Consider the following 13,665-nt stretch of genomic DNA (forward strand, 5'->3'; position numbering starts at 1 on the left):
AGGCTCGATGAGCATGCACAGGCAGTGAAGACACGCGCACGCGACGTGACGGGCGCGTGGTGTGATGTGGAACCACGGCGTTCATCGGCGTTCAACGGAAAGGAACGAGCGCTCATGCGCGAGATCCTCGGAAGGCGACGCAGGCTCCGGCCCGGACGCGGAAGCGGGCCGGCCCGGCTCGACGCGGCCCTGACCTGTGCCACCGCTTGGCAGTGGCCCGTGCTCCCCGGTGCGGGGCTCCGGCAGGCACCCGGGCATGACGAGCGCGGCCGGGGCTGCGCCTGTCCCGATCCCGATTGCGCCGTGCCCGGAGCGCACCCCTTTGAGCCCGGACTCCTCGCCGCGACGACCGACGCCCGGATGGTGCGCTGGTGGTGGACGAAGCGGCCGGCCGCGCCGGTCCTGCTGGCCACCGGCGGCCGGGCGCCGTGCGCCCTGAGCCTGCCGGCCGTCGCCGGCGCGCGGGCGCTGGCCGAGCTGGACCGGATGGGCGTGCGGCTGGGGCCGGTCGTGGCCACCCCCACCCGCTGGGCGCTGCTCGTCGCCCCGTACAGCCTGGAACGGCTCGGTGAGCTGCTGTACGCGCAGGACTGGGTGCCCAGCTCGCTGCGGTTCCACGGGGAGGGCGGCTATCTGGTCCTTCCGTCCTCGGTGATCGGCACGGGGCAGGTGCGCTGGGAGCGGGCGCCGGAGCGGCAGGTCCGGCGCGGCGTCCGCGGCGGTGCGCCGGCGGCCGTGGCGGCTCCGTGGCTGCCGGACGTGGGGGCGGTGCTGGACGCGCTCGTCGAGGCCGGCACGGGGGCCCCGGACGGCGGCAGCCGGCTGGCGTACTGACCGGTGCGTCCGGTCCGGTGGGCCGGGCGCGGCGGACGGAGGCGGGCCCCGGTGTTCGAACCGGCCGGGGCGGGGCGGGGGCCGGGGCCGGAGCGGGCCGCGCCTTGCCGGAATCCGTCGTGCCGTCAGGAATGCCCTGCGGGCCGGCAGGCCGCCGCGATCGGGAATTGCGTAGCGAACGAGGCCGGTCCTGATCCCTTTCTGTTCTTCTTGCGCCGCTTCTTCTCGGTCCGCTTCTTCTTGAGGCGTTTTCATTACCGAGTGCGTTCGGATCTCGTGTGTGCCGCGCTCACGCGCTGTCCACCGCGGGCGGACGAATCGGGCATGCAAAGTCTGCCGGTGCAAAGACCGCCGGTGGTCCGATTTCTGACGGCTCTTCCGCACGGCGTTCGAAGGGCCGTCGAAGGTGTCTTCGGTACGCACTCCCGGGCCGTTCGGGGCCGCAGGGCTCTCCGGTGCTTTCTGTCCGATTCCGAGCGGTCCTGTGGCCGTGAAGGCGGACTGTCGACGGGGAGTCCAACAGTGCCGCGTGGGCGGCGGGTTGGAGTCCGGAGGTGGCCGGACGGGCTCCGGGGCAGCCGGAAGCCTGCGGGGAGCGGAGTGGAGGGGGCGTTGCGCCCAGGGCGCGGGCCGGGGCGCTGTGAGCGGCCTGTGCGCGGCTTACGCGCCGTCCCGTGCGCCGTGTGCGCGCCGGGTCCGGACATGAGGATGCCCGATCGCTGGCGACGGGGGATACACCAACAACCGGGCTTCTAGAACGGTAACAAGAGATCTGCCGTTCGCAAATTCGATCTCGTGTATTCGGACAGCGATTTACCGGTCGGTACGGGCGACTGTGACGCGAGTCACCGAACGTGTCCGGCGGGGGTCACTGTCAGCTGAGGGTCACCTGACGGTTGGTGAGCCCGCCACGCGCCCGGCGCTCCTCCGCGGTGAGCGGCGCGTCCGAGGCGAGCGCCCCGGCCAGCCGCTCGGCGAACGCGGCGGCCGGCTTCTCGCACTCCTCGGCGCCCATCGTGCTCGGCAGGTCCCACACCGGGACCATCAGGCCGTGCGCGCGGAACGAGCCGACGAGCCGGGTGCCCTCGCCGAGCGAGGAACCGCCGGCCGCGTGCAGCCGGGCGAGCGCGTCGAGGAGCTGCTCCTCGGGGTGCGGCATGACCCAGCGCAGGTGGTTCTTCTCGGGGGTCTCGCACCAGTAGGCGGCGTCCACACCGGAGAGCAGCGCGGTGGGGATCGCCGCGTCGTTGGCCCGCTCCAGGGAGGCGGTCACCTCCGCCGTGGCGTTCTCCGCGTCCGGCACCCAGAACTCGAAGCCCTCGTGCACCACAGGCGCGAACGGGGCGTCGGCGTCCAGCAGGTCCTGGAGGCGCGGCCCCTCCTCCGTCACCCGGCGCGCCGGGACGGGCGAGCCCGGCTCGGCCGCCAGGGCGCGCTGCAGGGTGTCGGCGAGGTCGCGGCTGAGGTCGCCGGACGAGGTGTCGTTCTGCAGGGCGAGCAGCACCGAGCCGTCGTCGCGGCGCAGCGCCGGCCAGGCCATCGGCAGGACGGTCGCGAGCGTCACCGACGGAACGCCCTCGGGCAGGCCGCCCTTGAGGGACAGCTCGACGGTGGCGGCGGGGACCAGCTCGCGCAGGGCGACCCAGTCGCACTCGCCGGTCAGCCCCTCGAAGGGGCGCTGGACCAGCTCGGTGACGGCCTGGGCGGCGGCGCGCCCGTGGCAGGCCTTGTAGCGGCGGCCAGAACCGCACGGGCAGGGCTCACGGGCCCCGACCACCGGGATCTCGCCGTCCTTGAGCTGCTGCTTCCCGGCCTTGGTCTGAGGGCGCTTCTTCGCCATGGTGGGCTTTCTCCCGAATGCGACAGTGCGGTCTGGGCCGCGAGTCTATGGGGTGCCTGTCCGCGATCCCGGGGTGCAGCCGCGTTTGTGCCGGGGGACGGGGTCCCGGCCTCCCCGGCCTTCGGCCCCTTGCAGCCGGGCCCTGGGCCGCCGGCTCAGCCCGCGTCGTCGAGGAGGGCGGCGAGGTCGAGCCCGTCCAGGCCCCCCGCTCCGCCCGTCATGTCCACGGCGTTGACACCGCCCACCGCGTTCACGGAGCGGGTCCCGTGCGGGCCGGCCGCGCCGGAACCGCTACCGTGCCGTGCTCCCGCGCCCCGGCTCCGCCCCTCGCCGCGCGCGCCCCGCTGCGCGCCGGTACGGCCGTGTCCGCCGCGCCCGCCGTGTCCCTCGTTGACCAGCACCCAGACGGTGACCTCACCGGGGGAGTCGTCCCGTACGCCCCACTCCTCGGCGAGGGCGCTGATGATGTTCAGCCCTCGGCCGCCGCGTGCGGTCACCGAAGGAGTGGCCGGAATGGGTCTGGTCGGACCGCCTCCGTCCGTGACCTCGACGGTCAGCCCGCCCGTACGGTCGACGCACCAGGCCACGCGCACATCGCCGTCGCCCGCCTCGGTCTGCCGTCCCAGCGGCCTGCCGTGCCGGCAGGCATTGCTCAGCAGTTCGGAAAGGATCAGCACCGCATCGTCGACGACCGTGTCCGACACCCCGTGGCTGCGCAACTGATCACGCATCCTGCGTCGTGCCTGCCCCACGCCCGCAGGGCCATGGGGAACGGCCATGCTCGACGACGTGGGCACTTCCTGTGCCACCACCAACGCCACCCCCGAGACCTCCTTTGCCCCACGCCACGGTGTGGATGCCCTCCCGGACTGGACCGGAAACCGGCCAAAGGCCTGCCGGTGACGCACTCGTAACCCTTGAGTACGCGCCGAATGCGCCGGTGTACTCCCTGTGACTGATGTTACGAGCGTCCCAGATGTGACAGAACCTGTTTCGGGCGATTGGTGATGATTGCCTCGACACCGAGGCGTACGCAGAGTTCGACGTCCTCGGGTTCGTTCACCGTCCAGACGTGGGCGCGGTGGCCGGCGCGGTGCAGACGCTCGATGTAGCCGGGGTGGCTGCGGACGATCCGCATGCTCGGTCCGGCGACCCGGGCTCCGGCGGGCAGCCGCCCGTCGCGCAGGCGCGGGGAGACGAACTGCATGAGATAGACGGTGGGCAGGTCCGGGACGGCGGCCTGGATCCGGTGCAGGGAGCGTGCCGAGAAGCTCATGACCCGGATCGGGGAGGGCCCTTCGGCCGGCGGCTGATCGAGCCCGAACCGCTTGAGGAGGTGCAGCAGCCGCTCCTCCACCTGCCCGGCCCAGCGGGTGGGGTGCTTGGTCTCGACGGCCAGTTGCAGGGGGCGGCCGGTGGCGCGTGTCTCCACGAGGAGTTCGAGCAGCCGTTCCAGGGTGAGTACGGAGGTGAGTTCGCCCGGGACCGGGTCCCAGTCCGGGGACTCCGTCTCGTCCCGGTCCTTCCATGAGCCGAAGTCGAGCGCCGCGAGCTCGCTCAGCTCCAGCGCGGAGACCGCGCCGCGCCCGTTGGACGTACGGTTCACCCGGCGGTCGTGCACACATACGAGCTGACCGTCGGCCGTGAGCCGCACATCGCACTCCAGGGCGTCGGCACCGTCCTCGATCGCCTTCCGGTACGCGGCCAGGGTGTGCTCGGGGGCGTCGTCCGACGCGCCCCGGTGCGCGATGACCTGGATGGGATGCGGGCTGGGGCGCTGCTGCCGTGCTGGGGTCACCGCGTCATGGTGTCACCGGGAGGCCGCGGGTGGGCGCACCTTGAGCGGCAGGACCGTTTTGTCCGATGTAAAGGCTCGTGCGCGGATGCACAGGTCCTGCTTACAGTGGCCTGACGTGCTGTGGGAAAAGCTGGTCCCAGACACGTACACAGCGGATCTCTTGCCGAATCATGACGTGGAACCGAGGAGTAAAGAGCTGTGAGCACAGAGAACGAGGGCAACGAGGGCACCGCGGCCGAGGCCGCCCCGTCCGTACCTCCCGTGCCGGCCGACGCTCCCCGGGCCGCCGCCGACGACGCGCCCGCCGCCTCCCCGCGGCAGGACGCGCCGCCCGCGCAGCAGCCCGCCCCCACGCCGTCGGAGACCCCGACGGCGCAGCAGCCTCCCGTCCCGCCGTCGGACGCCCCGACGGCCCCTCACTCCGCGGAGCGGCCCGACCCCTCCCCCGGGCAGCCCGCGGCCCCCCTTCCGGACCCGGCCACCGCGCCGGCCGCTCCGGTCCACGGCGGCGTGCCCGCCTACCCGGCGCCGCACGCGCCGCAGTCCGCGGCCGACGCCAACTGGCCGCCGCCCCCGCCGGCCGTTCCGGCGTACGCCCAGTCCGCCCAGGGCGGCGGTCCCGTGTGGGGCCCGCCCGGCCGGCCGCAGGCGGCCGACGCGCCGCGCAAGCGGGGCGCCGGCGGCCTGGTGGCCGCGGTGGTCGTGGCGGCGCTCGTCGCCGGCGGCATCGGCGGCGCGCTCGGCTTCTGGGCGGCGGACAACCGCTCCGACGACACCGGTTCGACGACGGTCTCCGCCACGGGCACCCCGCAGGACCTCAAGCGCGACCCCGGCACGGTCGCGGGTGTCGCCGCCAAGGCGCTGCCGAGCGTCGTCACGATCGACGCCCAGGGCGGCGACGGCGAGGGCGGCACGGGCACCGGCTTCGTGTACGACAAGGAGGGCCACATCCTCACGAACAACCACGTGGTGGCCTCCGCGGCGGACAGCGGCCAGCTCACGGCGACGTTCTCCAACGGCAAGAAGTACGACGCCGAGGTGGTCGGCCGGGCCCAGGGCTACGACGTCGCCGTCCTCAAGCTCAAGAACCCGCCGCAGGGCCTGACCCCGCTCCCGCTGGGCAACTCGGAACAGGTGGCCGTCGGCGACTCGACGATCGCGATCGGCGCCCCGTTCGGCCTCTCCAACACCGTCACCACGGGCATCATCAGCGCCAAGAACCGCCCGGTCGCCTCCGGCGACGGCTCCGGCGGCAGCAACTCGTACATGAGCGCCCTCCAGACCGACGCCTCCATCAACCCGGGCAACTCCGGCGGCCCCCTCCTGAGCGCCGGCGGCGCCGTCATCGGCATCAACTCCGCGATCCAGTCCACCGGCAGCACCGGCCAGAGCCAGGCCGGCTCCATCGGCCTCGGCTTCGCCATCCCCATCAACCAGGCGAAGAACGTCGCCGAGCAGCTCATCAAGACCGGCCAGCCCGTCTACCCGGTCATCGGTGCCACGGTCACGATGGAGGAGAAGTCCGGCGGCGCCGTCATCTCCGACCAGGGCGCCGGCGGCACGGACGCCGTCACCAAGGACGGCCCCGCCGCCAGGGCCGGTCTGCGCGCCGGCGACGTCATCACCAAGTTCAACGACACCGTCGTCGACAGCGGCCCCACCCTCATCGGCGAGATCTGGACCCACAAGCCCGGAGACACCGTCACCCTCACCTACAAGCGCGACGGCAAGACCCACACCGCCGAAGTCACCCTCGGCGAACGCAAGGGCGACAGCTGACCCCTCCCGTCCCCCCGACCCTCGGGCGGCAACCGTGCGGCCGGGCCACAGCCGGTAGGCTGTAGCCCGTTCCGCGCCGGGCAGACGGGCACGCGGGGCATGGGTGGGTTGCCCGAGCGGCCTAAGGGAACGGTCTTGAAAACCGTCGTGGCAGCGATGTCACCGTGGGTTCAAATCCCACACCCACCGCCAGGTCAGAGAGTGAGCAGGTCAGAGGGCGGGTCTCCGAGTCGGAGGCCCGCCCACTGCGTGTGCCTTGGTCTCCCCGGGCACCTGTTCTCGCGGTGTCGGGCGGCCCGTACGGGCCATGCGCGGGCCAGGAGTGCGCGGATGCGCCGAGGCGTTCTGCTGGATCTGACTGTCTCGTGCGCGGCCTGTTCGCCGTCCCTGTACGGGCTGCTTGAAGGCACACTCGCGCCTGCTCGATCGGTCGGGGGGCCGCTTGTGCTTGTGCGGTGGGCCGTCAGGTCGGGGGTGTGCAGCGGGGGGTGGTGAGGCGGGCGGCGGAGGCGATGGTGGCGCGGGCCTCGGGTTCGGGGAGGCCGGTGCGGACGGCGGCGCGGGTGAGGGCCTCGGTGAGGGCGTCGCCGAAGCCGTGTTCGTAGGCGCGGCAGGCGGCCCAGAAGAGGCGGGTGTTGCGCTGGCCGTGGTGGGCGGCGAGGACGAAGCGGATGAGGCCCTGGCCCTGGTCGGGGTGGTGCGCCGTGCCGCCGCGGGGGCGGGGCGGGGGTGTGAGGAGGTGGAGGAGGGCGCGGGGGCAGGGGGCCGGCGGGAGGGTGCCGGTGCCGGGCACCAGGCGGTAGGTGCCGTGGGCGGTCGTGGAGCCGGGGCCGACGAGATAGCCGCCGGAGCCGCGGACGTCGATGCCGGGGGCCAGTCGGCCGGCCGAGTTGGGCACCGTCACATCGGGCGGGCCGGAGAGCCAGAGATGTCGGCCGCCGCTGGGGGTGAGCACCGTGACGGTCGGGGGCAGGGTGAACAGGTGCTCCAGGGCGAGGTGGCGCAGGGCGGCCGCGGAGTCGTGCCGGCCGGTGGCGTCGATGTCGAGGTCGATGCCGATGAGGTGGTGCGGCGCCCGTCCGCAGGCGATGCCGTAGCCCGTGGCCCAGGGGGCGGCGGCGAACAGGGCGCGGACCGCGGCGGGGTCGGTGGTCGCGTCGTGGACGCCGTGTCCGGGGCGCCCGCAGGCGCCGCGGCAGGGGCTCGGGCCGGGCCGGTCGCGGTGCGGGGAGCGGAGGGCGGGGAGCTTGTTCGCGGACAGCGGGATGACGGGGAGCCCGTGCTCGGCGGCGGAGAGCGCGTGGGCCAGGGCCAGGGTGGCGGTTCGCCGGTCGAAGGTGGCCATGGAATCATTTTCGTACGCGCGTTCGAGTATGGGAAGGGGGGAAGGGTCCGGAGGTCGTCACGCGGTGGGTGCGGGCGGGGTGGTGTAACGCTTCTTCGCCTGTGGCGTACGGGGGCCGGGCCGAGGGGCCGGTCGTCGGGGAGCTTGTGACTTCTGAGGGTTTGGCGGCCCTTCCTCACGCTTGCGGGGGAATGGGGAGAGGAGGGTGGTTCGCCGGGGCGGCCTTGGGCAGCACTGTTGTCGCGATGTCGCGACACCACCCGGGCGGTCGGCCAACTGGCCCGGGACCAGCCTTACTTCCGGTCTCTGGAGGAAAAACATGGCAAGCATCCGTACCGCTCGCGTCCTCGCCGCCGTGGCCGCTCTGCCGCTCGCCGCCGTGCTGCTCGGCGGTGTCGCCCAGGCCGACAACGGCTCGATCGCGAGCAACGGATCCGAGGCGGGCGTGGCCACGATCGGCAACAGTGGGGACAACTTCGGGAACGCGTCCACCTCCCAGCAGCAGGCCGTCGGCCTGGGCGCGTCGAACACGAGCAACTCCGCGCAGGTGAACGGCTCCGCGTTCACCTGGATCGATCAGGCCGACCACAGCGTGACGGTGAACTTCACGCCTCTCTGGTGAGCCGCCGCCTGGCGCGGCCCGGTCGGGGGGCCGGACCGCGGTCGGGGGGAAGCAGAGTCTGCGCATCGCCGCTTCGGTGGCGGTGCGCAGATCTGTGTCCGGGGCTCCGGGTGCCCTGCCGCAGACGCGTGTCTGGGGTTCTGGGTCTCGGGTGCGGGCGTGTGTGCGAGGGTGCGGATCTCGGGTGCGGGGGTGTGTCCGGGGCCGCGTTCGGGCGTGCGACCGGGGTGGGTGTGGGGGGTCGGATCTCGGACGCAGGCGTGTGTCAGGGGGGTTCGGAGCTCGGCTCGTGTGCACTCCGCCTTGACGCGGCAAGGAATCTGACGGACAGTCAGAAACCTTGATTCTCGTGTCTTCTCCCGGGAGGCAGTCGACGTGCACCTGGCACCGACCGAACGCCAGCAGGCGCTCCGCGCCGAACTCCGCGCGTACTTCCGGGAGGTGATGCCGGGCCCGGGGGCCGCTCCCGGCGGCGAGGCCCGCGGTGGAGCCTCGGGCCCCAGCGGCGCTCCGGCCCTCGGCGCTTCGGCTTCCGGCAGCGCATCGGCCCCTGGTCGCCGCGCCGCCCCCGATCAGGACCCCGAGGCCCAGCGGCGGCTGCTGCGCAGGATCGGTGCGGACGGGATGCTGGGGCTGGGCTGGCCCGTCGAGTACGGCGGGCAGGGCCGGGGCGCGGACGAGCAGTTCGTGTTCTTCGACGAGGCGTACCGGGCCGGCGCCCCCGTCTCCATGGTCACGCTCAACACCGTCGGCCCCACGCTGATGAAGTACGGCACCGAGGAGCAGAAGGCGTACTTCCTGCCGCGCATACTCGCCGGCGAGACCGTCTTCGCCATCGGTTACAGCGAGCCGGAGGCCGGTACCGACCTCGCGGCGCTGCGTACCAGGGCCGTACGGGACGGCCACTCCTGGACCATCGACGGGCAGAAGATCTTCACCAGCAACGCGCAGAACGCGGACTGGATCTGGCTCGCCTGCCGCACCGACCCCGAGGCGCCCAAGCACCGGGGCATCTCGATCCTGCTCGTACCGACCGACGCACCCGGGTTCTCCTGGACCCCGATCGAGACGGTGGGCGGTCTCACCACCACCGCCACGTACTACGACGGCGTCCGCGTCCCGGCCACCGCGCTGGTCGGGGCCGAGAACGGCGGCTGGGGGCTGATCACCAACCAGCTGAACCACGAACGCGTCGCCCTCGCCGCGATCGGCATGCAGGCCGAGGACGTCTACGCCGCGGCCCTCGCCTTCGCCCGCACCCCCGATCCGGCGACCGGCCGCCGCCCCGCCGACGAACCGTGGGTGCGCTCCCGGCTGGCCGAGGCGCACGCCCGGCTCGCGGCGACCCGGCTGCTCAACTGGCGGCTCGTGGGCGCCGTGGGCGCGGGCGCGCTGGCCCCGGGCGACGCGAGCGGCGTGAAGTTCGCCGGGACCGAGAGCGCCGTCGAGGTCTACCGGATGTGCCAGGAGATCACCGGCGACGCAGGTCTGGTCCGGGCCGGTTCGCCCGGTGTCTTCGGGGACGGGGAACTGGAGCGGATGAACAGGGCGGCGCAGATCAACACGTTCGGTGGCGGCGTCAGCGAGGTGCAGCGCGAACTCGTCGCCACGATGCGGCTCGGGATGAAGGGGGGAAAGCGGTGACGGACGGTGCGGAGGGGGTTCCCGCGGCCGGTGGGCCCCGGCCCGGGGACACGGACGCGTTGTACGTACGGCTCAAGGCGTACGAGGGGCGGCCCGCCGCCGAGGCCGGGGTCGGCAAGGACCCGGTCAACGAGCCGATGATCCGGCACTGGTGCGAGGCGATGGGGGACACGCACCCCGCGTACACCGGGCCGGACGGCGTCGCCCCGCCCGCCATGCTCCAGGCGTGGACGATGGGCGGGCTCTCGGGGCACACGGACCGCAGCGGGGCGTACGACGAACTCTTCGGGCTGCTCGACGGCGCGGGCTGCACCTCGGTGGTCGCGACCGACTGCGAGCAGGAGTACCTGCGTCCGCTGCGGCCCGGCGACGCGATCACCTTCGACGCGGTGATCGAGTCGGTGTCGGAGCGCAAGACGACCAAGCTCGGCACGGGGTACTTCGTCACCACGCGCATGGATGTCCGGGCCGGGGGCGAACTCGCCGGGACGCACCGCTTCCGCATCCTCAAGTACCGCCCGGCGAACCGGAATCCCCAGCCTCGCGCCGCGACCGCCCCGAAGGCGGTCCCGCAACGCTCGCGCCCCGTGATCAACCGCGACAACGCCGGCTTCTGGGAGGGCGTCGCCGCCCACCGGCTGCTGATCCAGCGCTGCACGGCCTGCGCGACCCTGCGTTTCCCGTGGTTGCCGGGGTGCAACGCCTGCGGCGGGGCGGACTGGGACACGGTCGAGGCCTCGGGCGAGGGGACCGTCTTCAGCCATGTCGTCATGCACCATCCGCCCTTCCCCGCGTTCAGCGAGAACGGTGCGGGCGGTCCGTACGCCGTGGCGCTGATCGAACTGGCCGAGGGCGTCCGGATCGTGAGCAATGTGGTGGGGGTGCCCTTCGACAAGGTGCGGGTGGGGATGGCGGTACGGCTGGAGTTCCTGCGTACGGACCCCGAGCTGGTGCTGCCGGTCTTCCGGGGGAGCGAGGGCTGACATGGACTTCACACCGAGCGAGGAACAGTCCGAGGCGCAGGGGCTCGCGGCCCGGATCCTCGGCGATCTGTCGACGCACGACCGGCTCGTCGCGGCCGGCACCGGTACGGACGCCGGGCTGTGGAAGGAGCTCTGCGCGGCCGGACTGCCCGCCGCCGTCGAGGAGACCGGACTCCTCGGCCTGGTGCTGATGCTGGAGGAACAGGGCCGGACCACCGCCCAGGTGCCGCTGGCGTCGAGCGGGGTGTACGGGCTGCTGGCCGTCGCCCGGCACGGTACGGACGAGCAGCGCGCCCGGCTGCTGCCCGCGTTCCGCGACGGTACGGCGGTGGCGGCGGGCGCGTTCCCCGGCCGGGGCACCGTCCGCGCGGAGCGGGGCGGCCGGCTGAGCGGCACCGTCTCCGTGGTGCCCTGGCTGCGGGACGCCACGCACGTCCTGGTCGCCGACGCGGACCGGGCGCTGTGGTTCGTCACGACGGCCGACCCCGGCGTGCTGATCGAACCCGTCGAGACCACCGCCCCCTGGTCGGCCGGCCGGCTCGTGCTGTCCGGGGCTCCGGCGGAACAGGTGGGGGGACCGGGGGCGTACGAGGGCGGGGCCGGCGGGCGCGCCGATGGGCCGGGGGCGTACGCGGACGTCCTGGCCATCGCCCGTACGGCGTTCGCGGGGCTTCAGGCGGGGGTGTGCGCCGGGTCGCTGGCGCGTGCGATCGCGCATACCGCCGGCCGGCAGCAGTTCGGGCGCCCCCTCGACCACCGGCAGGCGGTCCTGCTCCGGGCGGCCGACGCGTACATGGACACCGAGGCGATCCGCGTCACGGCGTACGAGGCGGCCTGGCGCCACGACGCGGGGCTGCCGTACGCGGCGCAGGCGTTGACCGCCGCGTGGTGGGCCTCCGAGGCGGGGAAGCGGGTCGTCCACGCGGGCCAGCATCTGCACGGCGGCACGGGCGCCGACCTCGACCACCCCGTGCACCGGCACTTCCTCTGGGGGCGCCAGCTCGACGCCCATCTGGGCTGCGGCAGCGAAGTGCTTCAGGAACTCGGCGAACTGCTGGTGAAGGAGGGACCGGAGTGAAGGCCGGTGACGTACTCGCCCCGCTGGAGATCGAGGTGACGCGCACCCTGATCGTGGCGGGCGCGCTCGCCTCCCGCGACTACCAGGACGTGCACCACGACGCGGAGCTGGCCCGGGAGAAGGGCTCCCCGGACATCTTCATGAACATCCTGACGACGAACGGGCTGGTCGGCCGGTACGTCACCGACCGCTTCGGCGCCTCGGCGGTCCTCCGCACGATCGCCATCCGGCTGGGCGCCCCCAACTACCCGGGCGACACCATGGTGCTCAGCGGCACCGTGACCGAGGTCGACGGCACCGGGACGACCGCCCGGGTGGCGGTCGTCGGCGTCAACGGGCTGGGCCGGCACGTCACCGGAACCGTGACGGTGAGCGTGGCCGCCCCGGAGGGATCCGCATGAGCGTGCGCAGGGCGGACTCGCTGGGCGGCCGGGCGGCCGTCGTCGGGATCGGGGCGACGGAGTTCTCCAAGGACTCCGGGCGCAGCGAACTCAAACTGGCCGTCGAGGCGGTGCACGCGGCGCTCGACGACGCGGGACTCGCCCCCGCCGACGTCGACGGGCTGGTCACCTTCACGATGGACACCAGCCCCGAGATCACCGTCGCGCAGGCGGCCGGCATCGGCGAGCTGTCGTTCTTCTCGCGCGTCCACTACGGCGGCGGCGCGGCCTGCGCCACGGTCCAGCAGGCGGCCCTGGCCGTCGCCTGCGGGGTGGCCGACGTGGTGGTCTGCTACCGCGCGTTCAACGAGCGCTCCGGGCGCCGCTTCGGCTCCGGGGTGCAGCGCCGCGAGCCCACGGCCGAGGGGACGGCCCTCGGCTGGAACCTGCCCTTCGGACTGCTCACGCCCGCCTCCTGGGTGGCGATGGCGGCCCAGCGCTATCTCCACACGTACGGGCTGACACCGGAGGCCTTCGGTCATGTCGCGGTCACCGACCGGCGGTACGCGGCGACCAACCCGGCGGCGTACTTCCACGGGAAGCCGATCACCCTCGCCGACCACGCCGCCTCCCGCTGGATCGTCGAGCCGCTGCGGCTGCTCGACTGCTGCCAGGAGACCGACGGCGGCCAGGCGATCGTCGTCACCAGCGCCGAACGGGCCCGGGACCTGCGGCAGCCCCCCGCCCTGATCGTCGCGGCGGCGCAGGGGGCGGGGCGGGCCCAGGAGCAGATGACGAGCTTCTACCGGGACGGTCTGACCGGTCTGCCGGAGATGGGCGTCGTCGCCCGGCAGCTGTGGCGGACCTCGGGGCTGGCGCCCGCCGATATCGACGTGGCGATCCTCTACGACCATTTCACCCCGTTCGTCCTCATGCAGCTGGAGGAGTTCGGCTTCTGCGGGCCCGGGGAGGCGGCGGACTTCGTGGCGGCCGGCGCGGTGCCGCTGAACACGCACGGAGGGCAGCTCGGAGAGGCGTATCTGCACGGGATGAACGGCATCGCGGAGGCCGTCCGGCAGATCCGCGGGACCTCCGTCAACCAGATCGCCGGGGCCACGACGTCCCTGGTCACAGCCGGTACGGGGGTGCCGACCTCGGGTCTCGTCCTGGGCCGCGCGGGGTGAACGGGCGGACGGTGCGGGGTCCGGGTCCGACCCTGAGGACCCGGGAACGACTCCTCCACCTACAGGAGGTGGACGTGGAGCCGGCTCTACACCCTGAGGCGGACGCGGTTTCGGGACCTGGGGCCGATCCCCCGGGCCGCGCCCGCTCCTAGCGTGGAGCCATGACCACGCCAGTCTG

12 protein-coding genes and 1 tRNA gene are annotated in these 13,665 nt (G+C 73.4%); 9 read left to right on the forward strand and 4 right to left on the reverse strand.

Going from position 1 to position 13,665, the window contains the following annotated elements; all coding sequences use genetic code 11:
- The first annotated feature begins 114 nt into the window (after positions 1 to 114).
- Positions 115 to 834 carry a bifunctional DNA primase/polymerase gene (locus tag ACFVDM_RS01880; RefSeq protein WP_383631605.1) on the forward strand — a complete coding sequence of 240 codons (720 nt, stop codon included), beginning with the start codon at positions 115 to 117 and terminating at the stop codon, positions 832 to 834.
- A gap of 874 nt (positions 835 to 1,708) precedes the next feature.
- Here the strand turns inward: ACFVDM_RS01880 and ACFVDM_RS01885 are convergent.
- The 3 genes from ACFVDM_RS01885 to ACFVDM_RS01895 form a co-directional block, all read right to left on the reverse strand.
- The gene (locus ACFVDM_RS01885; protein ID WP_383631608.1) at positions 1,709 to 2,674 is read right to left on the reverse strand and encodes a DUF5926 family protein; all 966 of its coding nucleotides are present in this window, start codon (positions 2,672 to 2,674) and stop codon (positions 1,709 to 1,711) included.
- Positions 2,675 to 2,829: 155 nt separating this feature from the next.
- On the reverse strand, positions 2,830 to 3,453 hold the full coding sequence (locus ACFVDM_RS01890) for an ATP-binding protein (protein WP_383631611.1): 624 nt from the start codon (positions 3,451 to 3,453) through the stop codon (positions 2,830 to 2,832).
- A gap of 182 nt (positions 3,454 to 3,635) precedes the next feature.
- The gene (locus ACFVDM_RS01895; RefSeq protein WP_383631614.1) at positions 3,636 to 4,472 is read right to left on the reverse strand and encodes a glycerophosphodiester phosphodiesterase; all 837 of its coding nucleotides are present in this window, start codon (positions 4,470 to 4,472) and stop codon (positions 3,636 to 3,638) included.
- A 198-nt stretch (positions 4,473 to 4,670) separates the two neighbouring features.
- On the opposite strand from ACFVDM_RS01895, the gene ACFVDM_RS01900 reads away from it, so the two are divergent.
- Together ACFVDM_RS01900 and ACFVDM_RS01905 are read left to right on the forward strand one after the other, a co-directional pair.
- Positions 4,671 to 6,251: a S1C family serine protease gene (locus tag ACFVDM_RS01900; protein ID WP_383631617.1), complete on the forward strand. Its 1,581-nt coding sequence runs from the start codon at positions 4,671 to 4,673 to the stop codon at positions 6,249 to 6,251.
- A 102-nt stretch (positions 6,252 to 6,353) separates the two neighbouring features.
- Positions 6,354 to 6,443, forward strand: a tRNA-Ser gene (locus ACFVDM_RS01905).
- Positions 6,444 to 6,714: 271 nt separating this feature from the next.
- Here the strand turns inward: ACFVDM_RS01905 and ACFVDM_RS01910 are convergent.
- Positions 6,715 to 7,596: a bifunctional DNA primase/polymerase gene (locus ACFVDM_RS01910; RefSeq protein WP_383631621.1), complete on the reverse strand. Its 882-nt coding sequence runs from the start codon at positions 7,594 to 7,596 to the stop codon at positions 6,715 to 6,717.
- A gap of 319 nt (positions 7,597 to 7,915) precedes the next feature.
- Between ACFVDM_RS01910 and ACFVDM_RS01915 the strand changes: the two genes are divergently transcribed.
- The 6 genes from ACFVDM_RS01915 to ACFVDM_RS01940 all read left to right on the forward strand — a co-directional run bounded on the left by ACFVDM_RS01915 (position 7,916) and on the right by ACFVDM_RS01940 (position 13,487).
- Positions 7,916 to 8,218 (forward strand): hypothetical protein, encoded by a 303-nt coding sequence (locus tag ACFVDM_RS01915; protein WP_383631624.1) that lies wholly within the window; start codon positions 7,916 to 7,918, stop codon positions 8,216 to 8,218.
- Positions 8,219 to 8,593: 375 nt separating this feature from the next.
- Positions 8,594 to 9,862, forward strand: coding sequence for an acyl-CoA dehydrogenase family protein (locus tag ACFVDM_RS01920; protein ID WP_383631628.1), 1,269 nt, complete (start codon positions 8,594 to 8,596; stop codon positions 9,860 to 9,862).
- Positions 9,859 to 10,845 (forward strand): bifunctional MaoC family dehydratase N-terminal/OB-fold nucleic acid binding domain-containing protein, encoded by a 987-nt coding sequence (locus tag ACFVDM_RS01925; RefSeq protein WP_383631630.1) that lies wholly within the window; start codon positions 9,859 to 9,861, stop codon positions 10,843 to 10,845. The genes ACFVDM_RS01920 and ACFVDM_RS01925 overlap by 4 nt, the downstream gene beginning before the upstream one ends.
- 1 nt (position 10,846) lies before the next feature.
- The gene (locus ACFVDM_RS01930; RefSeq protein WP_383631633.1) at positions 10,847 to 11,923 is read left to right on the forward strand and encodes an acyl-CoA dehydrogenase family protein; all 1,077 of its coding nucleotides are present in this window, start codon (positions 10,847 to 10,849) and stop codon (positions 11,921 to 11,923) included.
- Positions 11,920 to 12,324, forward strand: coding sequence for a MaoC/PaaZ C-terminal domain-containing protein (locus ACFVDM_RS01935; protein ID WP_383631636.1), 405 nt, complete (start codon positions 11,920 to 11,922; stop codon positions 12,322 to 12,324). Before ACFVDM_RS01930 ends, ACFVDM_RS01935 begins: the two co-directional genes overlap by 4 nt.
- Positions 12,321 to 13,487, forward strand: a complete 1,167-nt coding sequence (locus ACFVDM_RS01940) for a lipid-transfer protein (protein WP_383631639.1) — start codon at positions 12,321 to 12,323, stop codon at positions 13,485 to 13,487. The genes ACFVDM_RS01935 and ACFVDM_RS01940 overlap by 4 nt, the downstream gene beginning before the upstream one ends.
- The last annotated feature ends 178 nt before the right edge of the window (positions 13,488 to 13,665 follow it).

The organism is Streptomyces sp. NPDC057682 (assembly GCF_042799575.1).
Lineage (GTDB): Bacteria > Actinomycetota > Actinomycetes > Streptomycetales > Streptomycetaceae > Streptomyces.